Below are 13,997 nucleotides of genomic sequence, written 5' to 3'. Positions count from 1 at the left end.
TTTCATCACGAACTAGCTCTTTTCATGAAAACAAAAGAAGAAATTGTACAAAATTGGTTACCTAGGTATACCGGAACACCACTAGAGAAATTTGGTCAGTATATCTTATTGACCAATTTTAAGAATTATGTCGACATGTTTGCTCAAAAATTTGATGTGGAAATTTTGGGACTAGATCGTCCTATGCAAACAGCCACGGCAGATAATATTACGATCATCAATTTTGGAATGGGTTCACCTATGGCCGCCACGGTCATGGATATTTTATCTGCCATTTCACCTAAAGCCGTTTTATTTTTAGGTAAATGTGGAGGTTTAAAAAAGAATCTATCTCTTGGCGATTTGATTTTACCCATTGCAGCAGTGAGAGGAGAGGGTACTTCTGACGAGTATATGCCCAAAGAAATTCCAGCTCTTCCTTCCTTTCGCTTACAGCGTTCAGTTTCTTCCATGATTAAGAAACATGAGAAGGATTATTGGACAGGATTAATATATACGACCAACCGCCGTGTTTGGGAGCATGATGAAGAATTCAAGAAGTATTTGTCGGATATTCGTGCTATGTGCATCGACATGGAAACAGCCACCATTTTTACAGTCGGCTTTGTAAATAAAATCCCTCGTGGGGCTTTGTTGTTGGTTTCAGATAATCCAATGACTCCTGATGGTGTAAAAACAGATGTCAGCGATAAAAAAGTGACCGATAACTTTGTGAACCTACATTTGCAAATAGGCATTGATGCCCTAGAGGAATTAGCTTCCTCTGGAGAATCTGTTAAACACTTACGATTCGAATAAATTAATTACAGTAATCTCGAATTACCTGAAAGGATGGATTGTAGCCCAGCTCGCCTGCCTTACTTAAGTCCATACAGCCGGAGGTATCTGATAAGGCTAATTTGATGATACCTCTGACAAAATATGCTTCAGCGTATTTGGCGTTGAGCTTGATGGCATTACTGCAGTCTTGGATAGCATTTCGTTGATCGCCAAGGTTCGACTTGGCCATGGCACGCATGAAATAGGCATCTGCATAGATTGGATTTAGAGATATGGCCCTGTTGTAATCATCCATAGCTTGTTTTGGATCTCCAGATTTAGATTTTGCCAAACCGCGATTGAAATATACCTCAGCTTTTTCAGGGCTGAACTCGGCAATCTTGATTTTATCTTGTACTGAATTGCGAAGTTCATCTAATGCTACTTTGTTCAATTTAGCCGTGTAAAGGATTTTAGCATTATCTTGATTGCCAATCTCGACGGATTTGGTATAATCCTCAATGGCTCCTCTCTGATCCCCTAATTTCGATTTCACAAATCCTCTACCATAAAACACTTCTGATTTACTTGGGTCCAATTCTAGCGCTTTATTAAAATCTTCAAGAGCACCTTTTTCTCCGTTTTCTCCACGAAAGTTTTCTAATTGTGTTTTGCAGAATCCTGAATAATACCAATCACTGGCTTCATCTGGACTGATTTTGATGGCTTCATTAAAATCTTTTAAGGCATTAGCAAAATCGTTTAATTTCATTTTGGCAAAACCTCTACCCGAATAATAACTGGATCTTTTAGGACTTATTTCAATGGCCTTACTGTAATCTTCTATACTACTAGAATACTCACCTAATTTCACCTTACATTCGCCTCTGGCTGCTAGGCATGGAGCATATTCTGGATTTAATTCTAAAGATTTGTTGTAATCAGATAATGCTCCACGGTAGTTTTCTAATTTGCTTTTTGATAATCCTCTTGAATAATAAGCTGTTGATTCTAAAGGATTTAGGCGAATTGCCTCATTGTAGTCTTGTATCGCAATCTTATGATTATCTTGTTTGCTGTAGCTTTGTCCTCGGGCAATAAACGCCTCGTAATAGGTTGCCTTTAATTCAATGGCCTTTTCGAAATCTAAGATAGCACCGCGGAAATCCTTTAAATTGTATTTGGCAAATCCACGGTTGTAAAAAGCTACTGGATTAGGGTTGGCGGTATTTCTTTCAATTTCAATACTAAAGTTTCTCAATGCTTCGGCGTAATTACCTGTTTTATTTTGAGTTAAACCTAATTCCATGTAATTGACATCCTGTGCCAAAATTGAATGGGAAAAAACAAGTATTGCGGCAAATGCCCAAGAAGTCCACTTCATGCTATGAATGATTTATTATTTCGTAAAAATAAGGGAAATCACTCGCTAAGAAAAATTTGAGTAAAACCAAATACCAAAATTAGCCATAAGGTAATTAAAGCCGTTTTTTTCAAAAACGGATCTATCTGTGCGGGACTCAATTTGTCATGAAGTTTATTGGCAAGTAGCGCTATGGGAATGTAAGCTGCCAGCATGGTGCTACTTTGTAGGAAAGTAGGAGGGGTGCCCGTATTGACCATGGGGAATAAGCCAAAACTCAAGATGGTAAGTATGTAGAGAAATTTTTGATATAAAAACCCTGCTTTTTTGCCGATGCGCACAGGAATCGAATGCTTGCCCTGTTTTTTGTCGTTCTCCAAATCACGTAAATTATTCAGATTTAATACGGCCACCGACATGAATCCACATCCGGCAGCAGGAAGTATGGTGGAAATTTTAAATTCTAAGGTTTGAAGGAAATAAACCCCCACAGTACCCACCAAACCAAAGAAAATGAATACAGATAAATCACCAAGACCAATATAACCATAAGGTCTTTTGCCCACCGTATAAGCAATAGCCGCTGCAATGGCCATGACTCCTAAGGCTAAAAATGTAAGAATGATAGCTAGGGAGGCATGTTGAAGGCTGAAATAGAGCAGAGTTAAACCAGTTAAAAATGAAATAATGGCACTTAAGTAGACTGCTTTTTTCATTTCAGCAGGACTGATTGCCCCTGTTTGTACGGCTCTTAATGCTACTTTTCTGTTGGAATTATCTATTCCATTTTGAGTATCTCCCAAATCATTAGCGAAATTGGATAAGATCTGAAGTGAAAGTGTAGTTAAAATAGCTAAGGAAGCAATCAGCCAATTAAAGTGTCCATTCACATAGGCTAATATATTCCCTAAAATAGTACTGGCGATGGCCAAAGGTAAGGTACGTGGTCTGGCAGCTTCTACCCAACGATTCATATTGTAATTGCTAACGTTTATAAACAATCATCCCTGAATTAGGCTTAATTCAGGGATGAAAGATACTTATTATTTCGCAATTGCTTGAAGGAACTCTGGGCTACTTGGCTTTACTGCTGAAGCAAAGAAATTAACCAATTCTCCTTTTTCATTGATTACGTATTTGCAGAAGTTCCAGCTAGGCTCTTTTTCATTCCAGCCATTGCTTTTCTTGTCTGTTAACCATTTGTAAAGGTCACACTTCCCATCTCCCTTCACTACCACTTTTTCCATCATTTGGAAGCTTACACCATAATTTTTTTGGCAGAAGCTGGCAATTTCATCGTTAGACCCCGGCTCTTGACCACCAAATTCATTGGCAGGGAATCCTAAAATAACAATGTCTTTGTTGGCTTGATGGAATTTCTCCCAATCTGCATACTGAGGTGTATATCCACATTTGGAAGCAGTGTTCAATACAACTACTTTTTTACCTTTAAATTGACTAAAGTCGATTAATTTACCATCTATTCCTTTCATTTTAAAGGAATGGAAGTTAGGGGCTGCTACTACTGATTCCATGTTTTCTGGGCGAGTTAACACTTGGTTTTGAGTAAACGGCAACGTAAGTGCTGTTAATAAGGATCCGATTTTTACAATATTGAATAACATAACGACAGTGATTAATATGAGTGAGAAAGTTAAAATTCGCTTCATTACATACGTTCAGGAGAAACTATACCTAATAACGAGATTGCATGCTGAATTGTTTTGCCTGTCACATCTGCCAAGATAAGTCTTAATTGACGAACCTGTTCATTTTCTTCATTCAAAATACTCAATTCATTGTAAAATTTATTGAATTGTTTAGCCAAATCAAAAGAATATTGGGCAATTACGGATGGGGAGAAATTGTCGCATGCCTCTGCCAGTCTACTTTTATAAGTTCCTAAAAGGTAGATTAATTCCTTTTCAGACTCGGCTAAGGCCGATGTTTGGTTGATATTTCCTTCTAAACTAAATCCCTTTTCCAAGGCTTTTCTACGAATGGAGCAAATTCTTGCATGGGTATATTGGATGAATGGGCCAGTATTTCCCTGAAAATCAATGGATTCTTCTGGATTAAACAACATCCGTTTTTTAGGATCCACCTTCAATAAAAAGTATTTTAAGGCACCCATACCCAATTGATGAAACAAAGCATTAGATTCTTCCTCCGTAAAACCCTCAATTTTCCCTAATTCCAGCGTTCGTTCTTTGGCCGTATTAACCATTTCCTCCATTAAATCATCGGCATCCACCACGGTTCCTTCTCTAGATTTCATTTTACCGCTTGGAAGGTCCACCATACCATAGGATAAATGATAATTGCCTGTAGAAAATGGTTTGTTGAGTTTTTTCAAAATATGGAACAATACCTCAAAATGGTAGTCTTGTTCATTTCCAACTACATAAATGGATTGATTAGCGCCAAAATCTTCATATTTCAATTGAGCTGTTCCCATATCCTGGGTAATGTAGACAGATGTCCCATCTTTTCTAAGAACTAATTTCTCATCCAGACCTTCTGCCTCTAAATTGATCCAAACAGAATTATCTGGTTTTTGATAAAAAATGCCTTGCTGTAAACCTTCTTCTACTAATTTTTTCCCCAATAAATACGTATTGGATTCGCGGTAAATTTTGTCAAAATTCACGCCCATTTGTTGGTAACTAGTCTCAAAACCTGCGAAAACCCAGGAGTTCATTTTCTCCCAAAGTTCCATCACCTCTGCATCTCCTTGCTCCCAAGCTAATAACATAGCTTGAGCTTGCTGCATGATAGGCGCCTGATTTTTTGCTTGTTCTGCCTCCATGCCCCCTGCTACTAATTTTTCGATTTCCGCCTTGTAGGCTTTGTCAAAGGCCACATAATATTTCCCTACTAAATGATCTCCTTTGATCCCACTAGATTCAGGAGTCTCTCTATGTCCAAATAATCGGTAGGCCAGCATAGACTTACAAATATGAATACCTCGGTCATTAACTAAATTGGTTTTAACCACCTCATATCCTCCTGCTTTTAAAATTTCAGCCACCGAATATCCCAGAAAATTATTTCGTAAATGGCCTAAATGCAGCGGTTTATTGGTGTTGGGAGAGGAGTATTCAATCAGAATTTTTTCATTCTTAGGAGCTAATTGAAATGCCGATTTATCTTGAGCTATATCTTGAATTAAAGAATACCAAACTGAATCATGCAAAGAAATATTCAAGAAACCCTGTACCACTTGGTAAGCTTTAACTAAGCTTGGAATATCTGCTAATAAAAATTCTCCCAACATTTGAGCAATCTGTCCAGGAGCCTTGGCTGCCCTTTGGGTATAAGGAAAGACCACAAACGTATAAGTACCTTCAAATTCTTTTTTGGTTTCCTGTAGGCTCAGCTCAGTTTCGTCTATTTGAAAAAGAGAGCTCAAACCCGATTGAATGCTGTTTATTAGTTGTACTTGTATACTCGACATACCAAAGAGTTAGAAATAAGGATTAAAATGTTTGCAAAGGTAGCCAATTACACCTAAACATTAATTCTTGACTAAATAAAAGAGGAATTAATCTTTACCTTTGCAGCATGATACAGTCTATATACGACGAAGCCATCAAATCATTAAAATCCAGTGGGGTTATTTTGTACCCTAGTGATACCATTTGGGGTTTGGGTTGTGATGCTCGCATGGATGGCGCCATTGAGAAATTGTTTAATATCAAGCAAAGACCAGAAAACAAGGGGCTTATTTTGCTTATTTCAAAGATTGAACAATTGAATGAATATGTAGAGCAAGTGCCAGATATCGCTTGGGATTTAGTAGACTTTGCCGAAGATCCTTTGACCGTAATTTACCCTAAAGGAAAAAATGTTAGTCAGCATGTACTTGGTCCAGAAGGCTCCATCGCCATTAGATTGGTGAAAGATGATTTTTGTAAGGGTTTAGTTTATAGGTATCAAAGGGCCATAGTTTCGACTTCGGCCAATATTTCAGGGGAGGATTCACCAGAAAGATTTGAGGATATTTCTATCAAAATAAAAGAAGGTGTGGATTATATTCTTCAAAACCCAAATCCTTCCAAAGTAAAAGCCAAGGCCTCTAAAATAGTTAAATTAGGTCTAAATGGTGATTATTCAATGATTCGTAAATGATTAAAACGGGAAAGGAAATTATAGAAAATCCAATTTTTGCAAGAATTGGTGCAGCAGCTGACCGTTTAGGGGTGGATGCCTATGTCATTGGCGGATATGTTCGTGATGTTATTCTAGGTAGAGATACCAAGAAAGATATCGATGTGGTATGCATAGGTTCTGGGATTAACTTAGCCGAAGAAGTGGCTCGAGAGTTTAACATGCCAGAACATCAAGTATCCATTTTTAAAAACTTTGGCACGGCTATGCTGAAGGTAGAGGATTGGGATTTAGAATTTGTAGGAGCTAGAAAAGAATCCTATCAAAGAGATTCCAGAAAGCCTTTGGTGCAGGAAGGGACCTTAGAGGACGACCAAAATAGGCGCGACTTCACTATAAATGCCATGGCTGTACAGCTAAATCAAGCTCATTGGGGTAAACTGTTAGATCCATTTGATGGCTTAAAAGATTTAGAAGCTAGGATTTTAAGAACGCCATTGGAGCCTAAAATTACATTTTCAGATGATCCTTTAAGAATGATGCGTGCCGTACGCTTTGCGGCTCAATTGGGTTTCGATATTTATCCAGAAACATTTGAGGCACTTCAGGTGGAAAAATCTCGATTGGAAATCATTTCCATGGAACGAATTTCAGAGGAATTAAATAAGATTATTTTATGCCCTAAGCCATCCTATGGATTTTTATTGTTGGATGCCTGTGGTATACTGCCCATCATTTTTCCGGAGTTTGTCAAGTTAAAAGGGGTGGATACGGAAGAGGGGAAAGGACATAAAGATAATTTTTACCATACCTTACAGGTCTTGGATAACATTTCCAAACATAGCGATGACCTTTGGTGGCGCTGGGCTGCCATTCTACATGATATTGCAAAACCTGCTACTAAACGTTTTGATCCCAAAAAAGGTTGGACTTTTCATGGCCATGAAGAAATGGGAGCAAGGCAAGTTCCGACCATTTTTAAGCGATTAAAATTGCCATTGAACGAAAAGATGAAACTCGTTCAAAAGCTCGTTCGACTGCATTTAAGGCCTATTGCTTTATCCAAAGAAGAAATTACCGATGCGGCATTGAGACGCCTGCTTTTTGAGGCTGGGGAAGAATTGGAGGCTTTGATGACACTGTGTCGGGCAGATATTACTTCCAAAAATGGAGATAAGGTAAAAAGGTATTTGAAAAATTTTGATAAGGTAGAGGAGAAACTAAAAGAGGTAGAGGAGAAGGATTCGCTTCGGAATTTTCAACCAGTCATTTCGGGTGAAATCATTATGCAAGTTTTTGATATTGGCCCAGGTAGAGAAATTGGTTTGATTAAAGTGGCCATTCGTGAGGCCATTTTAGAGGGACAAATTAAAAATGATTTAGCCTCAGCCTGGGATTTTATGTTGGAAGAAGGAAGTAAATTGGGACTTAGTCCCCAGATTCAAATAAATGATTTAAACTAAAAAAGGTCTCCGAGGAGACCTTTTTTAGTTTTGAGTATAAGTGAACTAAAGATGAATAAATAACTCTTCTTTAGGCCAACGAACTTTCTTGGCATTTACCATAAAGTCTGAGGCAGCATCACGTTCACCCACTGCCATCATCAAAACGGAGTGAAGACCTTTTTCTTTGAGTCCTAAAATAGCATCCACTTCAGCAGGTTTAAAACCCTCCATAGGTGTGCTATCAATCTCCAATTTGGCGGCAGCAGCTAAGGCAGTGCCTAAAGCCAAATAAACTTGCTTGTCCATCCATTTTACCTGATCCTCTACCGAGCGACTTAACAAAGCCCCTGCAATGGAATCGTGATAAGGTTTCAAATCTTCTACAGGTACATTTCTGGTTTTTGAAACCAATTGGATAAAGTTTTCAATTTTTTCAGCCGTAATTTCATTCCAAGCGGCAAAAACCAATAAATGGGATGATTCTACTACTTGAGGTTGATTGTATGCAGCTGGTTGGATTTTAGCTTTGATTTCTGGGTTTTCGATCACCAAAATTTGATATGGTTGAAGACCAAATCCCGAAGCTGACAATTGAATGGCGGATAAAAGTGCATCTATTTTGGTAGATTCAATTTTGTTACCATTCATTCTTTTGGTAGCATATCTCCATTCTAAAGCGTCTATTAATGACATATTATATTAGGGTTATAGTTTGTTTGAAATAAAGACTAAGTCTGATTAACAGGCTTAGTCTTTAAATTGTTTTATTCTGAAACTAAATTCACGGCTAATGTGAAGTCATCAAAAATGGCTTTATCTCCAATAGATTCGAAGAATTTCTTTGATCCAAATTTGATATCATAATCGGTACGATCAATGGTAATGTTGGCTTTAGCGCTCACTTTTCCTTTATTAACTGCAATTTGAGCAGGGAAAGTGATGGCTTTAGTAATTCCTTTGATAGTTAAATTTCCACTGATTTGGTTACCCACTACTTTTGTAATCACAAATTGAGCAGTTGGGAATTTTTCTACTTCAAAAAAGTCACCAGAAGAAATGTGACCAATAAATTTCTTGTTGTATTCTGGATCAGTAATGTCCTTGCAAACAATGGATTTCATGTCGATGGTGAAATTACCACCTGTGATTTGATTTTTGTTTACTACTAATTTACCTGCTGAAATAGCGATAGTACCTGTATGTTCTCCAGTTACTTTCTTAGCGTTCCAAACAATGCTGCTAGCTTTAGTAGATACTGGACTTGTGCTAGGAGCGGCAATTGTTTGATTTGTAAATGCCATAAAGGCTAAGGCGGAAAGAATAAAGCTTACTTTTTTCATGGTTGTTTAAATTAATTTGAATTGTTTTTACTGTGATTATTGAGAGAATATAATATGTTGATGAAATGTACTTGGGTTAATTTCTTAATTTGTCTAAAAGTTCATTTAGCTGTGTTAAATCTTTTTGACTCATGTGAGCGAAGCGTTTAGCCCATTGGTTTTGAATCTCGTCTATTTGTTCAAGTAATGCTAAACCTTCTGGCAAGATTAATACATCTACAGCCCGGCGGTCATTAGGGCATTCTCTTCGTAGTACCCATTTTTTTTCTACAAGTTTGTCCACTAATCTCGAGGCATTGGATGTCCGGTCTAACATGCGCTCAATGATGGCAAGTACGGTCATGGGTTTACCATTTTGTCCCCTCAAAATGCGAAGAACATTGTACTGCTGCATCGTAAGGTCATAGGGTTTAAGCAATTCTTGTTGCTGGTAAGTCACCCAATTTCCTGTAAATATGACGTTGACAATGGCCTTGGCTTCCTCAGATGCAAAGTTGCTTTGTTGTAATTCACTGGCAATTTCCATAAAGTGTAAATTGATGTTGCAAAATTAAATGTAATTACATTAAATGCAAATGTTTTTAAATATTTTTTTTTAAAGAGTTTTTAAAATCCAAAATCACGTATTTTTGAAATATGTCTACACCACTTTCACTCGAATATCCTCTCGTATTAGCCTCCAATTCTCCTCGCCGAAAAGAAATTTTATGGCAGGCGGGCTTTGATTTTACCGTTTTACCAGCTGATATTGATGAATCCATTGATGCTTCATGGAAGTTGGAGAATGTTCCTGGGATTTTGGCAGAAAAAAAAGCAGAGGTGCTAGCCTCTAGTTGCAACAATCAACTGATACTGGCCGCTGATACCATTGTGGTAGTAGATGGGCAAATTCTCAATAAACCTGCTGATAAACAGGAGGCTATTCGAATGTTACAAATGCTTTCAGGAAAAGCCCATGAAGTATATACAGGTGTATCTTTGGTGGGTCCTGCCGGTGTAAATACACAGGTGGATGTTGCCAAAGTGACATTTAGGAATTTGCTGGATTGGGAAATTGAGAGGTACGTCAAAGGTGGCTCCTCCTTAGATAAAGCAGGAGCCTATGGTGTTCAAGATTTTATAGGGATGGTGGGTATTAGCCGATTAGAAGGCTCATTTTACACCGTCATGGGATTGCCTATTCATCGAGTATACGATATGCTTAGCCCCTATATTTTAGACGGTCGACAGTCGAAATTGGCTTTTTAATTAAATCGAAAAGCTCTCTCCGCAACCGCAAGTACGCGAAGCATTCGGATTTTTGAATTGAAAACCTTTTCCATTTAAACCATCTGAGAAATCTAATTCTGTGCCCGCCAAGTATAAGATCGATTTTTTATCAACCATCACTTTGATACCCTTGTCCTCAAAAATCATATCATTGTTTTGGGGTTCTGCGGCAAAATCCAATTGATACATCAAACCAGAACATCCGCCACCTTCCACGGCTACGCGGATATTGTATTCTTCCGTTAAACCTTCTTTTGACCGTAATTCTTTGATGCGCTCTGCTGCTAAGTCGGATATACTAATCATGATGACGAATTTTATTTGAACACAAAATTAGAAAAAAAATACAGAAATATACATATTGTTTAGAGTGAATCTAAATAAGCTATGGTTTTTCCCATCTATTGAATATAATTTTGCAGCACAAAGCAAGAATCAAATTCAAACATTATGCTGTTAATAAAAAATTTACACGCCTCAATTGGTGAAAAAGAGATACTCAGAGGAATCGATTTAGAAGTTAAAACGGGTGAGGTACATGCCATCATGGGGCCCAATGGATCAGGAAAATCGACATTAGCTTCCGTTTTAGCGGGTCGTGAAGATTACGAGGTGACGGAAGGTTCTGTTAATTTTTTAGGAAAAGACTTATTGGACCTAGCTCCAGAGGAGAGAGCTGCAGAGGGTATTTTCTTGGCATTTCAATATCCAGTCGAAATTCCAGGAGTTTCTACCACTAACTTCCTAAAATCAGCGGTAAATGAAATTAGAAAGTATCGTGGAGAGGAACCTATGGATGCTGTTCAATTTTTGAAAATGTTCAAAGAGAAAATGGCCTATGTAAACATTGACCAGTCATTGTTAAGTCGTGCCTTAAATGAAGGCTTCTCTGGAGGAGAAAAGAAACGCAATGAAATCTTTCAAATGGCAGTTTTAGATCCCAAGTTGGCCATTTTGGACGAAACAGATTCTGGATTGGATATCGACGCTTTACGTATAGTGGCTGAGGGAGTTAATAAATTGAAAAGCCCTGAAAATGCTACCATTGTTGTAACTCACTACCAACGTTTATTGGATTATATCGTTCCTGATTTTGTACACGTATTGTATAAGGGGCGTATTGTGAAGTCTGGAACCAAAGAATTGGCTTTAGAATTAGAAGAAAGAGGATATGATTGGATTAAATCTCAAGTAGATTAAAATAGATATGTTGTCAACAGAGTTAAATACAGCTTTGCAAGAAATTGCGGAGAAATTAGGAAAGAATTCAGAACAGGGTAAAGCCTTGTCTCAATTTATATCCAAGGGCTTTCCTACTTCCAAATGGGAGGAATGGAAATATACGTCATTGAAAGATTTTAACGATACGACTCGGAATTGGTTTCCCCAAGGTGAAGCTCAGATATCCTCCTCTGTGGATTGGGCCTCCTGCATTATTCGCTCTACGAATGCTCATTTTACGGTAGAAAAGCCGTGTCAACAAAAAGGAATTGAATTGTTGAATTTTGAGGAATTTATTCAAAAATGTCCTGATTTTAGCACTATTTGGGAAAAAAAGAATCCTATTCTAGATCAAAATTCTTTGTTTGATTTAAATGTGGCGCTTTCTCCTCAGCACTGGGTTATTTGGGTGAAAAAGGGGGTGGATGTGGATCAGGCTATCTTGCTTAAATATGTGGTGAATTCTCTGGAAACAGCCTCTGCCGCACAATCCAGATTATTGATATACTTGGAGGAAGGGGCAAAGCTTTCATTGGTAGAGCAACAAAATTCCGCAGGTACCGCCGACATTCTTTCCAATTATGTGCAGGAAATCTTTGTATCTAATGGAGCTCATTTCACCTATTTGAAAGATCAGGATTTCCAAGATGGAGTTAGTCATATAGACCATACTTTTATCTACCAAGAAGAAGGTAGTCAAGTGGATACTTTCACTTTTTCTATCAATGCCTCCTTGATTCGAAATAATTTACATTTTTATATCAATGGCCCGCAAGTAGTTTCAAATTTGAACGGATTATACATTCCTGGTGAAAATCAGTTAATGGATTCTCATACAGTGGTAGACCACCGAATGCCTCACTCGGAATCAAATGAGTTGTTTAAAGGGGTATTGATGGGTAATGCTACGGGTGTATTTAATGGTAAGATCTTTGTTCGTCAAGATGCACAAAAGACTAACGCTTTTCAATCTTGCCGGAATGTATTGGCTTCTTCCCGTGCTACTATGAACACCAAACCTCAGTTGGAAATTTGGGCGGATGATGTCAAATGTTCTCATGGTACTACGACGGGACAATTGAATGAGGAAGCCTTGTTTTATATGCGTTCACGAGGAATTTCCTTACCTGCAGCGCGTACTTTATTGTTATTAGCATTTGTACAAGAGGTCATTAATAAAGTGGATCATGAAGTGATGCGTGAATTATTGACGGAAAAAATAGTGGCTAAAATTCAGCAATCGGTGGATTTGTCCAAATAGAATTATGAGCAGCATCGAACAAATACGTTTAGATTTTCCTGTATTAGACCAGCTAGTCAATGGTTCTCCATTGGTGTATTTTGATAATGCCGCCACAACTCAAAAGCCTAAAGCGGTATTAGATGCTCTACAACATTACTATTCTTTAGATAATGCCAACATCCATCGAGGCATACATAGTTTAGCAGAAAGAGCAACGGCAGCTTACGAGTTAACAAGGAAGAAAATTCAGCAATTTTTACATGCGGAATCTAGCGACCAAATTATTTTCACTTCAGGCACTACAGGGGGTATCAATTTAGTTGCACAAACCTACGGTAGAGCTAATTTTCAAGCTGGAGATAAAATTTTGGTTTCCAATCTGGAACATCATTCCAACATCGTGCCTTGGCAAATGATTGCTTTGGAGCGTGGGGCAGAGGTTCTGGTGATTCCTGTTTCTGATGTTGGTGAGCTTGACATGGATGCCTATTGTCAAATTCTACAAGAAAATACGGTGAAGTTGGTGGCTGTCAACCATGTTTCCAATGCTATTGGTACCATTAATCCCATCAAGGAAATGATTGAATTAGCTCACGCACATGGGGCTAAAATTTTGATTGATGGAGCGCAATCAGTGGCTCATTTGGAGGTGGATGTTCAGGAATTTGACATGGATTTTTTTGCATTTTCAGCCCATAAATTATTTGGTCCTACCGGAGTTGGGGTTCTTTATGGAAAGCGTGAACTTTTAGAAGCCATGCCTCCCTACCAAGGTGGAGGAGAGATGATTAAGGAAGTAAGTTTTTCGGGAACAACCTACAACGAATTACCCTATAAATTTGAAGCTGGAACTCCTAATATTGCCGATGTGATTGCGTTTTCTGCCTCCTTTGATTACTTGGAATCCCTAGATAAAGGATGGGTAGAAAAACAAGAAAATGAATTATTGGCCTATGCCACGGAACAATTAAGCCAAATTGATGGTTTACGAATCATTGGAAACGCAGCCAAAAAGATTGCAGTAATCAGCTTTTTGATCGATGGAACTCATCCTCAGGACATAGGTGTTTTGCTTGACAAGTTTGGAATTGCTATCAGAACGGGTCATCACTGTGCACAACCCTTGATGCAGCGATTTGAAATACCAGGTACTTGCAGAGCTTCATTCTCTTTCTACAATACTAAAGAAGAAATTGATCGATTGGTTACAAGTCTTAAGCGCGTAAAGACAATGTTATTATAATAAT

At 38.1% G+C, this 13,997-nt stretch carries 15 protein-coding genes; 7 read left to right on the top strand and 8 right to left on the bottom strand.

The features are described 5' to 3' along the window. Window positions 1-24 precede the first annotated feature (24 nt). On the top strand, window positions 25-798 hold the full coding sequence (locus tag ESB04_RS02305; protein ID WP_129025840.1) for an AMP nucleosidase: 774 nt from the start codon (window positions 25-27) through the stop codon (window positions 796-798). A 1-nt stretch (window position 799) separates the two neighbouring features. Here ESB04_RS02305 and ESB04_RS02300 read toward each other — a convergent pair whose 3' ends face one another. From ESB04_RS02300 to argS, 4 genes are all read right to left on the bottom strand, one after another. Further along, a complete protein-coding gene (locus tag ESB04_RS02300; RefSeq protein ID WP_129025838.1) occupies window positions 800-2,143 on the bottom strand; it encodes a tetratricopeptide repeat protein in 1,344 nt (447 codons plus the stop codon). Window positions 2,144-2,181: 38 nt separating this feature from the next. After that, window positions 2,182-3,096: a 1,4-dihydroxy-2-naphthoate octaprenyltransferase gene (menA, locus tag ESB04_RS02295; RefSeq protein ID WP_129025836.1), complete on the bottom strand. Its 915-nt coding sequence runs from the start codon at window positions 3,094-3,096 to the stop codon at window positions 2,182-2,184. 69 nt (window positions 3,097-3,165) lie between these two features. Next, the gene (locus ESB04_RS02290; protein WP_235832161.1) at window positions 3,166-3,747 is read right to left on the bottom strand and encodes a glutathione peroxidase; all 582 of its coding nucleotides are present in this window, start codon (window positions 3,745-3,747) and stop codon (window positions 3,166-3,168) included. Between the two features lie 44 nt (window positions 3,748-3,791). Beyond that, on the bottom strand, window positions 3,792-5,579 hold the full coding sequence (argS, locus tag ESB04_RS02285; RefSeq protein ID WP_129025832.1) for an arginine--tRNA ligase: 1,788 nt from the start codon (window positions 5,577-5,579) through the stop codon (window positions 3,792-3,794). A gap of 107 nt (window positions 5,580-5,686) precedes the next feature. On the opposite strand from argS, the gene ESB04_RS02280 reads away from it, so the two are divergent. Both ESB04_RS02280 and ESB04_RS02275 read left to right on the top strand, forming a co-directional pair. Next, window positions 5,687-6,253 carry an L-threonylcarbamoyladenylate synthase gene (locus ESB04_RS02280; protein ID WP_129025830.1) on the top strand — a complete coding sequence of 189 codons (567 nt, stop codon included), beginning with the start codon at window positions 5,687-5,689 and terminating at the stop codon, window positions 6,251-6,253. Beyond that, a complete protein-coding gene (locus tag ESB04_RS02275; protein WP_129025828.1) occupies window positions 6,250-7,695 on the top strand; it encodes a CCA tRNA nucleotidyltransferase in 1,446 nt (481 codons plus the stop codon). The genes ESB04_RS02280 and ESB04_RS02275 overlap by 4 nt, the downstream gene beginning before the upstream one ends. A 45-nt stretch (window positions 7,696-7,740) precedes the next feature. On the opposite strand, the gene ESB04_RS02270 is transcribed toward ESB04_RS02275, so the two are convergent. From ESB04_RS02270 to ESB04_RS02260, 3 genes are all read right to left on the bottom strand, one after another. Then, a complete protein-coding gene (locus ESB04_RS02270; RefSeq protein ID WP_129025826.1) occupies window positions 7,741-8,370 on the bottom strand; it encodes a nitroreductase family protein in 630 nt (209 codons plus the stop codon). 71 nt (window positions 8,371-8,441) lie between these two features. Beyond that, window positions 8,442-9,017: a YceI family protein gene (locus tag ESB04_RS02265; RefSeq protein ID WP_129025824.1), complete on the bottom strand. Its 576-nt coding sequence runs from the start codon at window positions 9,015-9,017 to the stop codon at window positions 8,442-8,444. Window positions 9,018-9,093: 76 nt separating this feature from the next. After that, complete coding sequence (locus tag ESB04_RS02260) at window positions 9,094-9,543, bottom strand: MarR family winged helix-turn-helix transcriptional regulator (RefSeq protein ID WP_129025822.1); 450 nt, start codon at window positions 9,541-9,543, stop codon at window positions 9,094-9,096. A gap of 110 nt (window positions 9,544-9,653) precedes the next feature. Here ESB04_RS02260 and ESB04_RS02255 point away from each other — a divergent pair, with 110 nt between their 5' ends. After that, the gene (locus ESB04_RS02255; RefSeq protein ID WP_129025820.1) at window positions 9,654-10,265 is read left to right on the top strand and encodes a Maf family protein; all 612 of its coding nucleotides are present in this window, start codon (window positions 9,654-9,656) and stop codon (window positions 10,263-10,265) included. On the opposite strand, the gene ESB04_RS02250 is transcribed toward ESB04_RS02255, so the two are convergent. After that, entirely contained in the window at window positions 10,266-10,592 is a 327-nt protein-coding gene (locus ESB04_RS02250) for a HesB/IscA family protein (RefSeq protein ID WP_129025817.1), read from the bottom strand. Between the two features lie 144 nt (window positions 10,593-10,736). Between ESB04_RS02250 and sufC the strand changes: the two genes are divergently transcribed. From sufC to ESB04_RS02235, 3 genes are read left to right on the top strand one after another with little or no spacing between them, the layout of a single operon-like run. Beyond that, window positions 10,737-11,486, top strand: a complete 750-nt coding sequence (gene sufC, locus ESB04_RS02245) for a Fe-S cluster assembly ATPase SufC (RefSeq protein ID WP_129025815.1) — start codon at window positions 10,737-10,739, stop codon at window positions 11,484-11,486. A 7-nt stretch (window positions 11,487-11,493) separates the two neighbouring features. Beyond that, a complete protein-coding gene (gene sufD / locus ESB04_RS02240) occupies window positions 11,494-12,768 on the top strand; it encodes a Fe-S cluster assembly protein SufD (protein WP_129025813.1) in 1,275 nt (424 codons plus the stop codon). 4 nt (window positions 12,769-12,772) lie between these two features. Next, a complete protein-coding gene (locus tag ESB04_RS02235) occupies window positions 12,773-13,993 on the top strand; it encodes an aminotransferase class V-fold PLP-dependent enzyme (protein ID WP_129025811.1) in 1,221 nt (406 codons plus the stop codon). The last annotated feature ends 4 nt before the right edge of the window (window positions 13,994-13,997 follow it).

The organism is Aquirufa rosea, assembly GCF_004118285.1.
In the GTDB taxonomy this organism is placed as follows: Bacteria; Bacteroidota; Bacteroidia; order Cytophagales; family Spirosomataceae; genus Aquirufa; species Aquirufa rosea.
The sequence above is the reverse complement of the archived record's forward strand: the minus strand, read 5'-3'. Positions and strand labels throughout refer to the sequence as shown.